At 74.8% G+C, this 14,729-nt stretch carries 13 protein-coding genes; 7 read left to right on the top strand and 6 right to left on the bottom strand.

Features of this window, described 5'->3' with window-relative positions; genetic code table 11:
• Positions 1–333: 333 nt before the first annotated feature.
• The 4 genes from LWC35_RS00340 to LWC35_RS00325 all read left to right on the top strand — a co-directional run bounded on the left by LWC35_RS00340 (position 334) and on the right by LWC35_RS00325 (position 3,438).
• Positions 334–1,323 (top strand): ATP-binding protein, encoded by a 990-nt coding sequence (locus LWC35_RS00340; protein WP_232867725.1) that lies wholly within the window; start codon positions 334–336, stop codon positions 1,321–1,323.
• Between the two features lie 21 nt (positions 1,324–1,344).
• Positions 1,345–2,109 carry a SirB1 family protein gene (locus tag LWC35_RS00335; protein WP_232867723.1) on the top strand — a complete coding sequence of 255 codons (765 nt, stop codon included), beginning with the start codon at positions 1,345–1,347 and terminating at the stop codon, positions 2,107–2,109.
• A gap of 238 nt (positions 2,110–2,347) precedes the next feature.
• Positions 2,348–3,115: a 5'/3'-nucleotidase SurE gene (gene surE / locus LWC35_RS00330; RefSeq protein WP_232867721.1), complete on the top strand. Its 768-nt coding sequence runs from the start codon at positions 2,348–2,350 to the stop codon at positions 3,113–3,115.
• Between the two features lie 149 nt (positions 3,116–3,264).
• Positions 3,265–3,438, top strand: a complete 174-nt coding sequence (locus LWC35_RS00325) for a hypothetical protein (RefSeq protein ID WP_232867719.1) — start codon at positions 3,265–3,267, stop codon at positions 3,436–3,438.
• A gap of 13 nt (positions 3,439–3,451) precedes the next feature.
• On the opposite strand, the gene LWC35_RS00320 is transcribed toward LWC35_RS00325, so the two are convergent.
• The 4 genes from LWC35_RS00320 to LWC35_RS00305 all read right to left on the bottom strand — a co-directional run bounded on the left by LWC35_RS00320 (position 3,452) and on the right by LWC35_RS00305 (position 8,742).
• Positions 3,452–3,841, bottom strand: a complete 390-nt coding sequence (locus LWC35_RS00320) for a hypothetical protein (RefSeq protein WP_232867717.1) — start codon at positions 3,839–3,841, stop codon at positions 3,452–3,454.
• A 77-nt stretch (positions 3,842–3,918) separates the two neighbouring features.
• The gene (locus tag LWC35_RS00315) at positions 3,919–5,064 is read right to left on the bottom strand and encodes an acyl-CoA dehydrogenase family protein (protein WP_232867708.1); all 1,146 of its coding nucleotides are present in this window, start codon (positions 5,062–5,064) and stop codon (positions 3,919–3,921) included.
• Positions 5,054–7,111: an acetyl/propionyl/methylcrotonyl-CoA carboxylase subunit alpha gene (locus LWC35_RS00310; RefSeq protein ID WP_232867704.1), complete on the bottom strand. Its 2,058-nt coding sequence runs from the start codon at positions 7,109–7,111 to the stop codon at positions 5,054–5,056. The genes LWC35_RS00315 and LWC35_RS00310 overlap by 11 nt, the downstream gene beginning before the upstream one ends.
• A gap of 5 nt (positions 7,112–7,116) precedes the next feature.
• A complete protein-coding gene (locus LWC35_RS00305; RefSeq protein WP_232867703.1) occupies positions 7,117–8,742 on the bottom strand; it encodes a carboxyl transferase domain-containing protein in 1,626 nt (541 codons plus the stop codon).
• A gap of 135 nt (positions 8,743–8,877) precedes the next feature.
• Between LWC35_RS00305 and LWC35_RS00300 the strand changes: the two genes are divergently transcribed.
• Positions 8,878–9,552, top strand: a complete 675-nt coding sequence (locus tag LWC35_RS00300; protein WP_232867702.1) for a response regulator transcription factor — start codon at positions 8,878–8,880, stop codon at positions 9,550–9,552.
• On the opposite strand, the gene LWC35_RS00295 is transcribed toward LWC35_RS00300, so the two are convergent.
• Positions 9,553–11,451, bottom strand: a complete 1,899-nt coding sequence (locus LWC35_RS00295) for a sensor histidine kinase (RefSeq protein WP_232867701.1) — start codon at positions 11,449–11,451, stop codon at positions 9,553–9,555.
• A 115-nt stretch (positions 11,452–11,566) separates the two neighbouring features.
• Here LWC35_RS00295 and LWC35_RS00290 point away from each other — a divergent pair, with 115 nt between their 5' ends.
• A complete protein-coding gene (locus LWC35_RS00290) occupies positions 11,567–12,139 on the top strand; it encodes an SACE_7040 family transcriptional regulator (RefSeq protein ID WP_232867692.1) in 573 nt (190 codons plus the stop codon).
• Here the strand turns inward: LWC35_RS00290 and LWC35_RS00285 are convergent.
• On the bottom strand, positions 12,068–14,035 hold the full coding sequence (locus LWC35_RS00285) for a heavy metal translocating P-type ATPase (RefSeq protein ID WP_232867690.1): 1,968 nt from the start codon (positions 14,033–14,035) through the stop codon (positions 12,068–12,070). The genes LWC35_RS00290 and LWC35_RS00285 overlap by 72 nt on opposite strands.
• Before the next feature lie 98 nt (positions 14,036–14,133).
• On the opposite strand from LWC35_RS00285, the gene LWC35_RS00280 reads away from it, so the two are divergent.
• Positions 14,134–14,451 carry an ArsR/SmtB family transcription factor gene (locus LWC35_RS00280; RefSeq protein ID WP_232867688.1) on the top strand — a complete coding sequence of 106 codons (318 nt, stop codon included), beginning with the start codon at positions 14,134–14,136 and terminating at the stop codon, positions 14,449–14,451.
• The last annotated feature ends 278 nt before the right edge of the window (positions 14,452–14,729 follow it).

The following is a 14,729-nucleotide window of genomic DNA, read 5'->3' as shown; positions in this document are numbered from 1 at the left end:
ATCGCACTCGATCGTGCGGCGCGTCCCAGAGTCCTCGACGTGCTCGTCACCTGCGGCTGCGTCGGCCTCGTCACATCAGCCACCCGTCCGAGCCATCGTCGGGCCGCTTTCAGGTCACATCACCGCCTGCCCATTCCGGGCGGTGGCCCGGAACCTCGACGCTCTGGGAAGAATACCGAGATCGTCTCGATTCCGTACCGTTTCCGCCTGGGGGTCCCGCAGGCGACGCCCGCCGTTCCCGACCGCGCGCGTCGTGTTCGTCCCCACACGCTCCGCGACAGGTACTGCTCCGTTCGGCGTGCAGCGGGCCCGCGCACTACTCTGCGCTGTCGGATGGTCGACCGGGGGTGGGGGCAGGGCATGGACCAGGGGACGGTCCAGGGCGCGGCCAGGGCGCGGCCCGACGGGATGGTCCACGAGGGCATTCCCTACCGTGAGCCCGCGCTCCTGGCCCGCGAGCTGCAGGCACCCGTCGACGAGGCCCTCCGCCACGGCGGCCGGGTCGTCGCCGTCCTCGACGGGCCGAACCGCGCCGCCCTGGAGTCCGTCCTCGGGTCCGCCGCCGTCGACGTCGAGTGGCGCGACCCCGCGGAGGTGCACCGGGTCCCGGCCTTCACCGTCGCCAGCCGCTGGGCGCGGCTGTCCCGCCGCAACCCGCGCCCCGAGGCACGCACCACCGTGATCGCCCAGCACCTCGATCTGCCGGGCGTGGGCCTGGCGCACTGGATCCGGCTCGACGCCGCCCTCAACGTGGCGCTCGCCGGCCTGCCGGTGACCATGCTCTGCCCCTGCCGGGCCGACGACGACCTGGACCTCCTCCTCCGGGCCTCGCACCCCGCGCTGCGGGTGGACGGGCGGAGCCTGCCGACGGGCTCCCAGCGCGACCCGGGGGAGCTCGTCGCCGAGTACCCGCCGCCCCCGCCGGCGGACCTCGGTCCACCCCTCGCCGAGCTGGAGGTCACGCTCGACACGCTCCCGGCCGCCCGGCGGCTGGTCGCCGAGACCGCGCCGGTGGCAGGCCTCGACCGCGAGCGCTCCGCGGACCTCGTCCTCGCGGTCAACGAGATCGCCACGAACAGCGTCGAGCACGGCCCCGGCCACGGGCGGCTGCGGCTGTGGGCGCGGGACGGGCTGGTGGCCGAGGTGCACGACGTCGGCCGGATGGCCGTGCCGTTCCCCGGCATGGTGGCGCCGCCCGCCGCCGGCTCGCGCGGCCGCGGGCTGTGGCTCGCCTCCGAGCTCAGCGACGTCCTGCAGGTGTGGAGCGACGCCGCCGGCACCACGGTCCGGCTGCTGGCCGAGCCGGGTCGAGGGGCGGGCTGAGCCGTGGAGCCGGCGGGGCCGGTGGCCCGGTTCGTCGCGCTCGTCACCCGGCCCGAGCCGGCGCTCGACGAGGCGGCCCTGGCCGTGGCGGCGGGCGCCGACCCGGACCTCGACCCCGCCCCGTGGCTCGCCGAGCTGGACCGGCTGGCCGAGGGCGTCGGGTCCGTGCCGGACCTGGTGCGCCGGCTCTTCGTCGAGGAGGGCTTCACCGGGAACAGCACCGACTACACCGACCCGCGCAACTCCCTGCTGCCGCAGGTGCTCACCCGCCGCACCGGCATTCCGATCACGCTGGCGGTGGTCGCGATCGAGGTCGCCCGGCGGGCCGGGATCCGGCTGGAGGGAATCGGGATGCCGGGGCACTTCCTGGTGCGGGTGGCCGACACCGAGCAGTACCTCGACGTGTTCGACGGCGGCCGGCGGCTGGACCGCGCCGGCTGCGAGGAGCGGTTCCGGGCCGTGACGGGCTCGGCCGCGCCGTTCGGCTCCGAGCTGCTCCCCCGCACGTCCACCCGGGACATCCTGGTGCGGATGCTCGAGAACCTGCGGGCCGTGTACCGGACCCGCGGCGGCCCGGCGGACCGCGAGTGGGTGCTGCGGATGCGGCTGGCCGTGCGGCCGGACGAGGAGCGGCTCGTCGAGCTCGGCGAGGTGCTGGGCGCGCAGGCCCGCTGGGACGAGGGCGCCCGGCTGATCACCACCTACCTGGCCGGCGGTACGGCCCCGCCGGAACAGGCGGAACGCCTGCACCGCATCGCGCGCTCGCTCCTGGCCCACCTCAACTAGCTGGCTCCGGCGCAGGAACCCCGGGCGTCCCGCCGAGCTCGCTCCGGAAGGCGAACGCCGGACGGCGTGGCGTGGCCGACCGCGGCGTCGGCAGTCGTGACGGTCGCGCCCGTCGCCGACAGCTCCAGCGAGCCACAGCGGGCAGGCGCGCGTGGCGTGCAGCGTGAGCTCGCGAGCGGTCCGAGGACGTACCCGACGCGTGCAGGGCGCGCTCCACGGCTGAATTACTGTCGTCGACGTGCGCGCCCTGATCACGAACGACGACGGCATCGCCTCCCCCGGCCTCCACGCCCTCGCCCGCGGCGCGCTGGAGGCAGGCCTCGACGTCACCGTGGCGGCACCGCACGTCGACTCGACGGGGGTGGGCGCGTCGGTCTCCGCCGTGGCCGAGGGCCGCCGGGTGAAGGTGCACCCGCAGGTCCTGCCCGGCCTCGAGCAGGTCCCGGCGTTCTCGGTGGAGGCGCACCCCGCGTTCATCGTGCACGCAGCCGGGGACGGCTGGTTCGACCCCCGGCCCGACATCGTGCTGTCCGGGATCAACGTCGGCGCCAACGTCGGGCACGCGGTCATCCACTCGGGGACGGTCGGGGCGGTGCTCACCGGCGCCCTCAAGGGCTGGTCGGGGCTGGCCACGTCGCTGGACTGCGGCCTGCACGGCCGCGACGGCGCGCACTGGGACTCGGTGGTCGCGCTCCTGCCGGAGGTGCTCGAGCTGCTGCTCGGCCGGCCGCGGGGCACCGTGCTCTCGCTCAACGTCCCGGACCGTCCGGCGGCCGAGCTGGGCCCGCTGCGCGAGGCCGCGCTGGCCCACTTCGGCTCCGTGCAGGTCCGCGTGGCGCACGAGTCCGGGGTCGACGGCGGTCCGGGCACGCTGCTGACCACGATCTCCGAGCCGGACGAGGTCCCCGCCGAGGGCACGGACGTCGCGCTGCTCGCCCAGGGCCATCCCACGTTGAGCGAGCTCCGCTCGGTCTCCTCGGTCCCCGGCCTGCTGGACGCCCGCTGACCACGCTGGGTCACCGCGCCGCCGCTCCCGCGCCCCCGGGCGGCACCGCGCGTTCACCCGGGGAGTCGCCGGTGGGACGCCTGGTCACTCGCTGGGCAGGGGTGACCCCCGGATCAGGGGTGACGAGTGGCACAGACCACACTGTCCCGATGACGGACGGTCAGCAGCGACACGAGTGGTCGACCCGCTTCGCGCGGGCCGTGGCCGAGGAGATCCGCGGTGGCGTCGCCACGGGGGCCCTCACCTGGGCCGAGGCCGATCAGCTGCTGGCCCGCCTACGCACCGTGGTCGAGCAGGCGCTGGAGCCGTTGCCCGCGGGCTGACCTCCCGGGTTCCTCAGTTCTCGTCGCGGCCGGTCAACAGCTCCTCGAGCTGGTCCGCGACCTTGACGACGAGCTGGAAGGGCCGGTCGAAGGCGGTCACCTCGCCCTCGTGCAGCGGGATGGAGTGGCGGAACACCACCACCCCGTCCTGCGACGCCACGCCACCGACCACCGACTCGCCGGCCTTCGCCAGCAGGGTGGACAGGTCGAGGTCGCCGAGCTTCCCCACGGGCGAGGCGATCTGCGCCCACGGGAGGTCGTCCTCGCCGGTCACGCTGCGGACGACCACCAGCTGGGTGCGCTCCTCCGTGGTCGGCAGGTTGAACCACAGCTCGGTGTCGGTCGAGCGCATCACCTCGTACCGCACCCGCACGTAGGACACCAGATCGGTCCAGCTGGCCACGTCGGCTCCTCCCCCGGTCCGCCGGGCCCTGCTGCGGGCCCGGCGCGAGGGCAACCTACCGCGTCCCGGACACGCTCCTACAGACCCAGGTGGCGGGCGATCAACATGCGCTGGACCTCGGAGGTCCCCTCGCCGATCTCCAGGATCTTCGCGTCCCGGTAGAAGCGGCCGACCGGGTACTCGTTCATGAAGCCGTAGCCGCCGAAGATCTGCGTGGCGTCCCGGGCGTTGTCCATCGCGGCGTCGGAGGACACCAGCTTCGCGATGGCGGCCTCCTTCTTGAACGGCTCGCCCTTGAGCATCTTCGCCGCCGCCGCGTAGTAGGCCAGCCGCGCCGTGTGCGCCCGCACCTCCATGTCGGCGATCTTGAACTGGATCGCCTGGTAGTGGCCGATCGGGTGGCCGAAGGCCTCGCGCTCGTGGGCGTAGCGCAGCGACTCGTCGACGCAGCCCTGCGCCAGCCCGACCGACAGCGCGGCGATCGCGACGCGCCCCTCGTCCAGGATGGACAGGAACTGGGCGTAGCCGCGGCCGCGCTCGCCGAGCAGGTTCTCCGCGGGCACGCGGACGTCGTCGAAGAACAGCTCCCGGGTGTCCGACGCCGACCAGCCGACCTTGGAGTACTTCTCGCTCACCGTGAACCCGGGCGTGCCGGACGGGACGACGATCGCGGAGATCTCCTTCTTGCCGTCCCGCTCGCCGGTCACCGCCGTGACCGTGACGATCTCGGTGATGTCGGTCCCCGAGTTGGTGATGAAGCACTTCGACCCGTTGATCACCCACTCGTCCCCGTCGAGCTTGGCGGTGGTGCGGGTGGCGCCGGCGTCGGAGCCGCCGCCGGGCTCGGTCAGGCCGAACGCGCCGAGCTTCTCGCCCGCGGCGAGCTGCGGCAGCCACTTCGCCTTCTGTTCGTCGGTACCGAACCGGTTGATCGGCATGGCACCCAGCGAGACGCCCGCCTCCAGGGTGATCGCGACGGAGGAGTCGACCCGGGCCAGCTCCTCGAGGGCCAGGCAGAGGGCGAAGTAGTCGCCGCCCATGCCGCCGTGCTCCTCGGCGACCGGCAGCCCGAACAGGCCCATCGCGCCCATCTTGCGCACGAGGTCGTACGGGAACTCGCCGCGCTCGTAGAACTCCCCGATGACCGGGGCGACCTCCTTCTGCGCGAAGTCCTCGACGGTCGCCCGCAGTGCCGCGTGCTCCTCGGACAGCTCAAGATCCATCGGTGTCTCCTCCTGTGTCCGCCTCCGTGTCCGTCCGGACGACGAGGAGGACGGCGTCCTTGGCGACCGTCCCGCCGGGGCGGGCCCGCAGCTCGCGGACCGTGCCGTCGACGGGGGCGGTGAGCACGTGTTCCATCTTCATGGCCTCGACCACGACGAGCGTCTGCCCGGCCGTGACCTGCTGGCCCTCGGTGACCTCGACGACGGTCACGGTGCCGGGCATCGGGGAGAGCACGGGCCCGCCCGCCCCGGCGGCGTCCTGTTCGGCCGCGGCCTCGAGGGCCTCCTGTTCGCGCACGGCCCAGGCCAGGCCGTCGCGTCCGATCCAGTGCACCCCGGCCTCGTCCCGGGCCACCGCGTACTGCCGGGTCACCCCGGCCTGCGAGTGCGTGACGCCGGTGCCCGCCCGCCGGGTGCAGGTGCGGAAGGGCTCACCACCGTCGACCGAGAGCTCGGCGTCGGCGGCGCGGCCGCGGGTGCGGACCTCGACCGGGTCGTGCCCGGCGACGACCAGGCGCCGGGTGGTCCAGGCCGGGCCGCCGATCCGCCAGCCGCCGGGGATGTCGAACGGGTCGACGACCCCGGCCGCGCCCGACCCCGCGGGCTCGAGGTCGAGCAGGGCCAGCCCGGTCGCCACCCCGACGACGTCGGCCGGCAGGTCGTGGGCGGTCAGCGCGTCGAGCCGGCGCCCCACCAGTCCGGTGTCGAGGTTCCCCGCGCGCACGTCCGGGTCGGCCAGCAGCGCGCGCAGGAACCCGATGTTGGTGCCCAGCCCGAGCAGCACCGTCTCGCCCAGCGCGGCGTCGAGGCGGCGCAGCGCCTCGGACCGGTCCGCCCCGTGGGCGATGATCTTCGACAGCATCGGGTCGTAGTCCGAGCCGACGACCCCGCCCGCCGCGACCCCGGAGTCGACCCGCACGCCGGGCAGCCCGGTCGGTTCGCGCAGGGCCAGGATCCGCCCGCCGGTGGGCAGGAAGCCCGCAGCCGGGTCCTCGGCGTAGACCCGGACCTCGATCGCGTGCCCGCGCGGCGCCAGCTCGGCCGGCCACGGCGCCCGCTCGCCCGCGGCCACCCGCAGCTGCGCCTCGACCAGGTCGACGCCGTAGACCTGTTCGGTCACCGGGTGCTCGACCTGCAGCCGGGTGTTCATCTCCATGAAGAAGAACTCGAGTTCTTCCCCACCCGCCCCGGAGTCGCCGCCGACGATGAACTCCACCGTGCCCGCGCCCACATAGCCGCAGGCCCGGGCGGCCTCGCAGGCCGCGCGGCCCATCGCCTCGCGCTGCGCGGGGGTGAGCAGCGGCGAGGGCGCCTCCTCGACGATCTTCTGGTGCCGGCGCTGCAGCGAGCACTCCCGCTCGCCCAGGTGCACCACGTTGCCACAGGCGTCGGCCAGCACCTGGATCTCGATGTGGCGCGGGGTGGTGATCAGCCGCTCGACCAGCAGGGTGTCGTCGCCGAACGAGCTCTTGGCTTCACGGCGGGCCGAGGCGATCGCGTCGGCGAGGTCCCTGCCGTTCTCACCGGCGCGGTGGACCTCGCGCATGCCCTTCCCGCCGCCCCCGGCCGAAGGCTTGAGCAGCACCGGGAACCCGACCTGCTCCGCCGCCAGGGCCAGGTCGGCGTCGGAGAGCCCGACGCCGTCGGACCCGGGCACGACCGGCACGCCGGCCTTCGCGACGGTCTGCTTGGCGCGGATCTTGTCGCCCATCGCCTCGATCGCGCTCGACGGCGGGCCGACGAACACGATCCCCGCCGCCTCGCACGCCGCGGCGAACGCGGTGTTCTCACTCAGGAAGCCGTAGCCGGGGTGGATCGCCTGCGCCCCGGTGGCCTTCGCCGCCTCGATCACCGTGTCGATCGCGAGGTAGGACTCGGACGCGGCGGCCGGGCCGAGCCGCACCGCCACGTCCGCCGCGGCCACGTGCGGGGCGTCCGCGTCGGCGTCGGAGTACACCGCCACCGACCGGATGCCCAGGGCGCGCAGGGTGCGAATGACCCGGACCGCGATCTCCCCGCGGTTGGCCACCAGAACTGTCGAGAACATGCTGCTCACATCCGGAAGACGCCGAAGGCCGGCTCGCCCAGCGGGGCGTTCGCGGCGATCGACAGCGACAGGCCCAGGACCGTGCGGGTGTCGGCGGGGTCGATCACGCCGTCGTCCCAGATCCGGGCGGTGGAGTAGTAGGGATGGCCCTGCGTCTCGTACTGGGCGCGGATCCGCTCCTTGAGCTCCTCCTGCGCCGCCGCGTCCCCGTTGCCCGCACCCGACCCGACCGTGCCGAGCACCGTCGCGGCCTGCTCGCCGCCCATGACCGAGATCCGGGCGTTGGGCCACATGAACAGCAACCGCGGCGAGTACGCCCGCCCGCACATTGCGTAGTTCCCCGCGCCGAACGAGCCGCCGATGACCACGGTCAGCTTCGGCACCCGGGTCGAGGCCACCGCGGTGACCAGCTTCGCGCCGTTGCGCGCGATCCCGCCGGCCTCGTACTCGCGCCCGACCATGAACCCGGTGATGTTCTGCAGGAACACCAACGGGACCCCGCGCTGGTCGCACAGCTCGATGAAGTGCGCGCCCTTCATGGCCGACTCGGAGAACAGGATCCCGTTGTTCGCGATGATCCCCACCGGGTGGCCGTGGATGTGGGCGAAGCCGGTGACCAGCGTGGTGCCGTACTCGGCCTTGAACTCTCCGAAGCGCGACCCGTCCACGACCCGCGCGATCACCTCGCGCACGTCGTAGGGGATCCGGGAGTCCGTGGGCACCGCCCCGTACAGCTCCGCCGGGTCCACCACCGGCTCCTCGGTCGCGATCCGCTCCCACGGCGGCGCCACCCGGGGGCCGAGCGTCCCCACGATCGAGCGGACGATCCGCAGCGCGTGCGCGTCGTCGTTCGCGAGGTGGTCGGTCACCCCGGAGATCTTCGAGTGCAGGTCCCCGCCGCCCAGCTCCTCGGCCGTGACCACCTCGCCGGTCGCCGCCTTCACCAGCGGCGGCCCGCCCAGGAAGATCGTCCCCTGGTTGCGGACGATCACCGCCTCGTCCGACATCGCCGGCACGTACGCCCCGCCCGCGGTGCACGAGCCCAGCACCGCCGCGATCTGCGGGATGCCCTTGCCCGACATCTGCGCCTGGTTGTAGAAGATCCGCCCGAAGTGCTCCCGGTCCGGGAACACCTCGTCCTGCGCCGGCAGGTACGCCCCACCCGAGTCCACCAGGTACACGCACGGCAGCCGGTTGTGCAGCGCCACCTCCTGCGCGCGCAGGTGCTTCTTCACCGTCATCGGGTAGTAGGTGCCGCCCTTGACCGTGGCGTCGTTGGCCACGATCACGCACTCCCGGCCCGCGACCCGCCCCACCCCGGTGATCATCCCCGCGGCCGGCGCGTCCCCGCCGTAGAGCCCGTGCGCCGCCAACGGCGAGAGCTCCAGGAACGGCGACCCCGGGTCCACCAACGAGTCCACCCGGTCCCGCGGCAACAACTTGCCCCGCTCCACGTGCCGCTGCCGCGACCGCTCCGGGCCCCCCAGACGCGCCGCCGCCAGCTGCGCGTTCAGATCCGCCACCAGCGAGCGGTGCGACTCCGCGTTCCGCGCGAACTGCTCGGCACCCGGATCGACCCTGCTGCCCAGCACCGGGGCTGTCGCCCCGGCCCGCCTCGCCACTTCCTGCATCTGCCGTCCCTCGTCGGATCGGTTAGCGATCGTTAACGAGGTTAGCGCTCGTTAACACGAAGCGCCAGTCCCCGCCGATGTGACCGTGCCGGTCCCCTCAGGAACGTCACAGCCGCGGCCCCTACGGTGCTCCTCGTGCGCCTGCTGCTGGTGGAGGACGAGCGCCCGCTGGCCGAGATGGTCCGCCGCGGGCTGGCCCGCGAGGGCCACGCGGTCGAGGTCCGGCACGACGGCCCCGCGGGCCTGGACGCCGCGGTCCAGGGGGGATACGACGTCGTCATCCTCGACATCATGCTCCCCGGGCTGTCCGGGTACCGGATCCTGCAGCGGCTGCGGGCCGCCGGCGTGTGGACCCCGGTGCTCATGCTCACCGCGAAGGACGGCGAGTACGACGAGGCCGACGCGTTCGACCTCGGGGCCGACGACTACCTCACCAAGCCCTTCTCGTTCGTCGTGCTGCTGGCCCGGCTGCGCGCTCTGCAGCGTCGCGCCGGCGACGCCCGACCCACCGTGCTGTCCGTCGGCGACCTCACGCTCGACCCGGCCCGGCACCGGGTGCACCGCGGCGACGCCGAGATCACCCTGACCCCGCGCGAGTTCGGGGTGCTCGAGCACCTCATGCGACACGCCGGCGAGGTCGTGACGAAGACCGACATCCTGCGCGCGGTCTGGGACGCCCACTACGAGGGCGAGGTCAACGTCGTCGAGGTCTACGTGGGGTACGTCCGCAAGAAGATCGACGCCCCCTTCGGCACCCAGACGATCGAGACGCTGCGGGGCGTGGGCTACCGGATGGTGGAGCCGACCTGATCAGCGCGCCGGGGGCCGGACGACCGGGATCGGTGCCGTCGGGTTGACGTCCGCCGGCGAGAGGGCGTCGCCGAGCCGGATCGGGACCGGCGCCGCCGACCGGGCCGGCTCGGCCGCCTCGCGGCCGCGCGGGACCGGCGACGGGCGGGGCAGCGGCGCGGTCTCCTGCTCCCGCGACACCGGCACGGTCTCCTGCTCCCGCGGGGCGGGCGACGGGCGCGGGCCGGTGGGGACCGGCCGGGTGTCCGGCTCACCCTGCCCCGGCGCGGCCCCCCGCTCGGCGGCCGGCGGGGTGAGGAGGGGCAGCGGGCCGGTCGGGCGGTCGTCCCGGAGCTCGCCGGCGTCGGGCGCCCCGGGAACGTCGGGGGTGTCGGGCGGGTTCTCCGGGCCGGGCTCGCCCGGGGTCTCGGCACGGGGCAGGCGCAGCCGGAACAGCGCGCCGCCGAGCGGCGAGTCGAGCACCTCGACGCCGCCGTGGTGCACGGCGACGATCTCCCGGACGATCGCGAGCCCGAGCCCCGCGCCGCCGTCCGACCGGGCGCGGGCCTCGTCGAGCCGCACGAACCGCTCGAAGACGCGGCCGCGGTCCTCGGGCGGGACGCCGGGGCCGTCGTCCGCGACGTCGACCACCGCGTCGGGGCCCTCGGCCCGGAGCGTGACCAGCACCCGCGAGTCGGCGTGCCGGCGCGCGTTGTCGACCAGGTTCCGCACCGCCCGGACCAGCTGCGCGCGGTCCCCGGAGACCCGGACGGGCTCGGCGCGCACCTCCGGGGCCACCCCGCCGACGTCGGACGGACGGCCGCGCTCGGCCTCCACGATCTCGTCGAGGTCGACGTCCTCGCGCTTCGGCTGCAGCCCACGCTCGTCGGAACGGGCGAGCAGGAGCAGCCCGTCGACCAGCCGGTCGAGGCGGCTCGCCTCGCCGCGCAGGGTCTTCACGGTCGACGCGTCGGCCTCGTCGACCGTCCCGGACAGCAGCTCCAGCCCCGACGCGATCGTCGCGAGCGGGCTGCGCAGCTCGTGGCTGGCGTCGGCGACGAACCGGCGCTGGGTGGTCTGCGCGCTCTCCAACCGGCCGAGCATCTGGTTCATCGTCTCGGCGAGGCGCCCCACCTCGTCGCGCGCCGGCGGGACCGGCACGCGGGTGCCGAGGTCCCGGTCGGACATGCGGGCGACCCGCGCACGCATGGCCTCGACCGGGCGCAGGGCGCGGCCCGCGAAGAAGTAGGTGAAGCCGCCGACCAGCACCACCAGCACCGGGATGCCGACCAGCACCATCGCCAGGACGGTGTCCACGGCCCGGTGCAGGAAGTCCAGGGGCTGGGCGGCGAGGACCCAGAAGGGCTGGCCGGTCGGCGGGAACTCGTAGCCCTTCGCGACGACCAGCACCTCCTCGTGCCTGCCGTCGTCCAGGGTGATCCAGGTGGAGTGGACGACCTCGACGTCGTGCGGCTCGGCGCGCACGTCCGTCATCAGCGGGTACTGCGGCAACGGGTCGGAGGACCCGATGTTCTGCACGTCCGGCGGCTGCTCGGGGTCGTTGTTGTAGTCGGTGACCACCTCGACGAGGTCGGACCGCTTCCCGGTGGCCTGGATGGCGTTGCGCTTGACGTCCTCGGTGTCGGCGAAGTTCGCCGCCACCCGCTCCCCGAGCTGGGTCGCCTGCTGCGTGGCGGTGTTGACCAGCTGCATCCGCAGCAGCGCGTTCAGCCCGAGGACCAGGATCGCCCCGGCCACCAGCAGCACGACCCCGACGGTGAGCGCCGCGGCCAGTGCCGTGGTCGTCCGGACGCCGAGCCGTGCGCGCAGCCGGTCCCGCAGCCCGCCGAACGGGCCCGACGACCGCTCCCGGGCAGCACCGGACCCCGCGGCGGGGTCCGGGTCCGGGTCGCGGGCCATGCGGACCAGGGTAGGTGGCGCGTCCTGTGCCGGGGCTGAGACGTGGGCGTGCGGGACGGGGCCCTTCGGCGCGAGTGGTTAGCGGACGTTAACCCGGAGGCGCTACGCTGGCCCGATGGCGGCGCCGCGGGTCGACAACGCACCCTCCCGGCGGGAGCAGATCCTCCGCACCGCCGCCGTCCTCTTCGCCCGGCACGGCTTCCACGGGGTGAGCATCGCCGAGCTGGGGGCCGCCGTCGGGGTCAGCGGGCCGGCGCTCTACCGGCACTTCCCGGGCAAGGAGGCGCTGCTCGCCGAGCTGCTCGTGGACATCAGCGAGCGACTGCTCGCGGGCGGGCGCGAGCGGGCGACGGGCGACCCGGACGAGGTGCTGGCCGCGCTCGTCGACTTCCAGCTGGACTTCGCGCTGCGCGAGCCGGAGCTGATCGTGGTGCAGGACCGCGACCTCGACAACCTGCCCGAGGGCGACCGACGCCGGGTGCGGCGGCTGCAGCGCACCTACGTCGAGATCTGGGTCGACACGCTGCGCCGGCTGCACCCCGGGCTCGACCCCGACGCCGCCCGGGTGGCCGCGCACGGCACGTTCGGCCTGCTCAACTCGACCCCGCACAGCGGGTCACGCGCGGCTCCCGACGAGGTCGCCGGGCTGCTCCGCCGCATGGCGCTCACGGCGCTCACCGCGCTCTGACCCCGGCCAACCCGGCCGCAGCAGCAGGCGCAGCCCGTTCAGGCACACGAGCACCGTGGACAGCTCGTGTCCGGCCACCCCCAGGGCCAGCGGCAGGGTCCCGACCAGGTCCCAGGTCACCAGCCCGGCGATGACGGCCGCGGCGAACGCCAGGTTGGCCCGCGCGATCCGGCGGGCGCGGCGGGCCAGCCCGGCCAGCGGGGCGAGGGCGCCGAGCGGGTCCCGCAGCAGCACGCCGTCCGCCGCCTCGACCGACAGCGTGCCGGCGCCCTCGCCGACGGCCAGCCCGACGTGCGCGGTCGCCAGCAGCGGGGCGTCGTTGAGGCCGTCGCCGGCGGCGAGCACGCGCCGGCCGCCGCGCTCGAGCTCCTCGACGGCCGCGGCCTTGTCGGCGGGCAGCAGCCCGGCCCGGACCGCGTCGACCCCGATCCGCTGGCCGACCAGTCGGGCCGGCCCCGCGGCGTCGCCGGTGAGCAGGACGGGCGGGGCGACGGCCCGCGCGACGGCCGCGATCGCCCCGGCGGCGCCGGGGCGGACCTCGTCGGCCAGGACGAGCAGCCCGACCGGGACGTCGTCGACGCGGACCACGACCGCGGTGTGGCCCTCGCGCTCCACCGCGGCGACCCGCTCCCGCACCTCGCCGCCGGTCGGCCGACCGACCGTGACGACGGCCCCCGGGCTCCCTTCCTCGAAGGACGAGCCCGCCTCCCCCTCGGTCACGACGGGCACCAGCACCGCCCGCACGCCCTCGCCGGGCAGCGCGGCGAAGTCGCGGACCCCGGGGAGGCGCAGGGCACGGCGGCGGGCCTCGGCGACGACCGCGCGGCCCAGCACGTGCTCCGAGCCCTCCTCCACCGCGGCGGCGAGGGCGAGCAGCTCGTCGGCGGAGCGGCCGTCGTGGGGCTCGACGGCGCGGACCTCCGGGCGGCCACGGGTGACGGTGCCGGTCTTGTCCAGGGCGACCGCGTCGACCTCCGCCAGCGCCTCGACCACGCCGGCGTCCTTGAGCAGCACCCCCCGCCGGCCCGCGACCGCGACCGCCGCGAGCAGCGGCGGCATCGTCGCGAGCACCACCGCGCAGGGCGACGCGACGATCATGAAGGTCATGGCGCGGAGCAGGGTCTCCCGGAAGTCGGCGCCGGCGAGCAGCGGCACGACCAGCAGCACGAGGGCGGCCACCACGACCACCACCGAGTAGCGCTGCTCGACCCGCTCGACGAACAGCTGCCGGCGCGACTTCGTCTCGGCCGCGCGCTCGACCTGCGCGGCGATCCCGGCCACCACCGTCTCCGCCGGGTCCCGCCCGACCCGCACGCGCACCGTCCCGGTGCCGTTGAGCGTGCCTGCGAAGACCCGGTCGCCGGGACCGCGGCGCACCGGCAGCGGCTCGCCGGTGAGGGTGGAGGCGTCGACCTCGGTGGCGCCGTCGCGGACCGTGCCGTCGGCGGGGATCTTCTCGCCCGGCCGCACGACGACCTCGTCCCCGACCACGAGGTCGGCTGCCCGGACCTGCTCCTCCCGACCGTCGACGAGCCGGCGGGCGGTCTCCGGCGCCAGGTCGAGGAGGCCGGTGATGCTCGCGCGGGTGCGGGCGGTCATCACCGCCTCCAAGGCGCCCGAGCTCGCGAAGATGACGATCAGCAGCGCCCCGTCGAGATGCTGGCCGATCGCGGCGGCGCCGAGGGCCGCGACGATCATCAGCAGGTCGACGTCGAGGGTCCGCTCGCGCAGCGCCCGCAGGCCGGACCAGGCCGGTTCCCATCCGCCCGTGACGTAGCAGGCCGCGTAGAGCAGGGCGACGAGCGGCCACGGCGCCCCGAGCAGGTCGGCGGGCACGGCGGCGGCGAAGAAGAGCAGGGCCAGCGCGGCGCTCCGCACCTCGGGCAGGGACAGCATGCCTGAGAACATACCTGCGCATGCACGAAGATACGCACCCAGACGGAGAGTGAGCCGAACACCTGCACGGTCGCTCAGATGTTCGCTAGACTCGCGGCGTGCACGAGGGCATCCCCGACTTCGCGATGCCGTCCGAGCAGGAGGTCCGCCGGGCGGCCGACTCGCTGCGACTGCTCGCCGACCCCACCCGGATCAAGATCCTCTGGGCCCTGCTGCAGGGCGAGACCTCGGTGGCCTGCCTCGCGGAGCTGGTCGGCGCGGCCCCCACGGCGGTGAGCCAGCACCTGGCCAAGCTGCGGCTCGCCGGCCTCGTCGAGGGCCGCCGCGAGGGCACGTACATCTACTACACCGCCGAGAGCGCGCACGTCCGCGCGCTGCTCACCGAAGCGCTGGGGCAGGCGGCGGTCACCGCCTGAGCCCGCCGACGCTCACCGGCGTCGGCCTTTCACCCACCAGCCACAGCCGAGGTGTTCCTCTGCGCTCCGCCGTGCCACCCGGCGGTGACCGTGCGGCCGCGGGCGCGCCGGCCGCGGACATGGTGATCGGCTCTGAACCGCCGGCGCTCCAGCAGCGGACGGCGCCGAGGACGGACCACGATCGCCGATCCGCTGCGCGCTCGAGGCTCCTCGCGGAACAGTCTCTGCACGCAGACAGCGATCATGCGAGCGCGGGGACGATGCCCGTCCGGCGTCCT

The organism is Pseudonocardia kujensis, assembly GCF_021283305.1.
Taxonomy (GTDB): Bacteria; Actinomycetota; Actinomycetes; order Mycobacteriales; family Pseudonocardiaceae; genus Pseudonocardia; species Pseudonocardia kujensis.
This window is presented reverse-complemented; position numbering and strand designations above follow the sequence as displayed.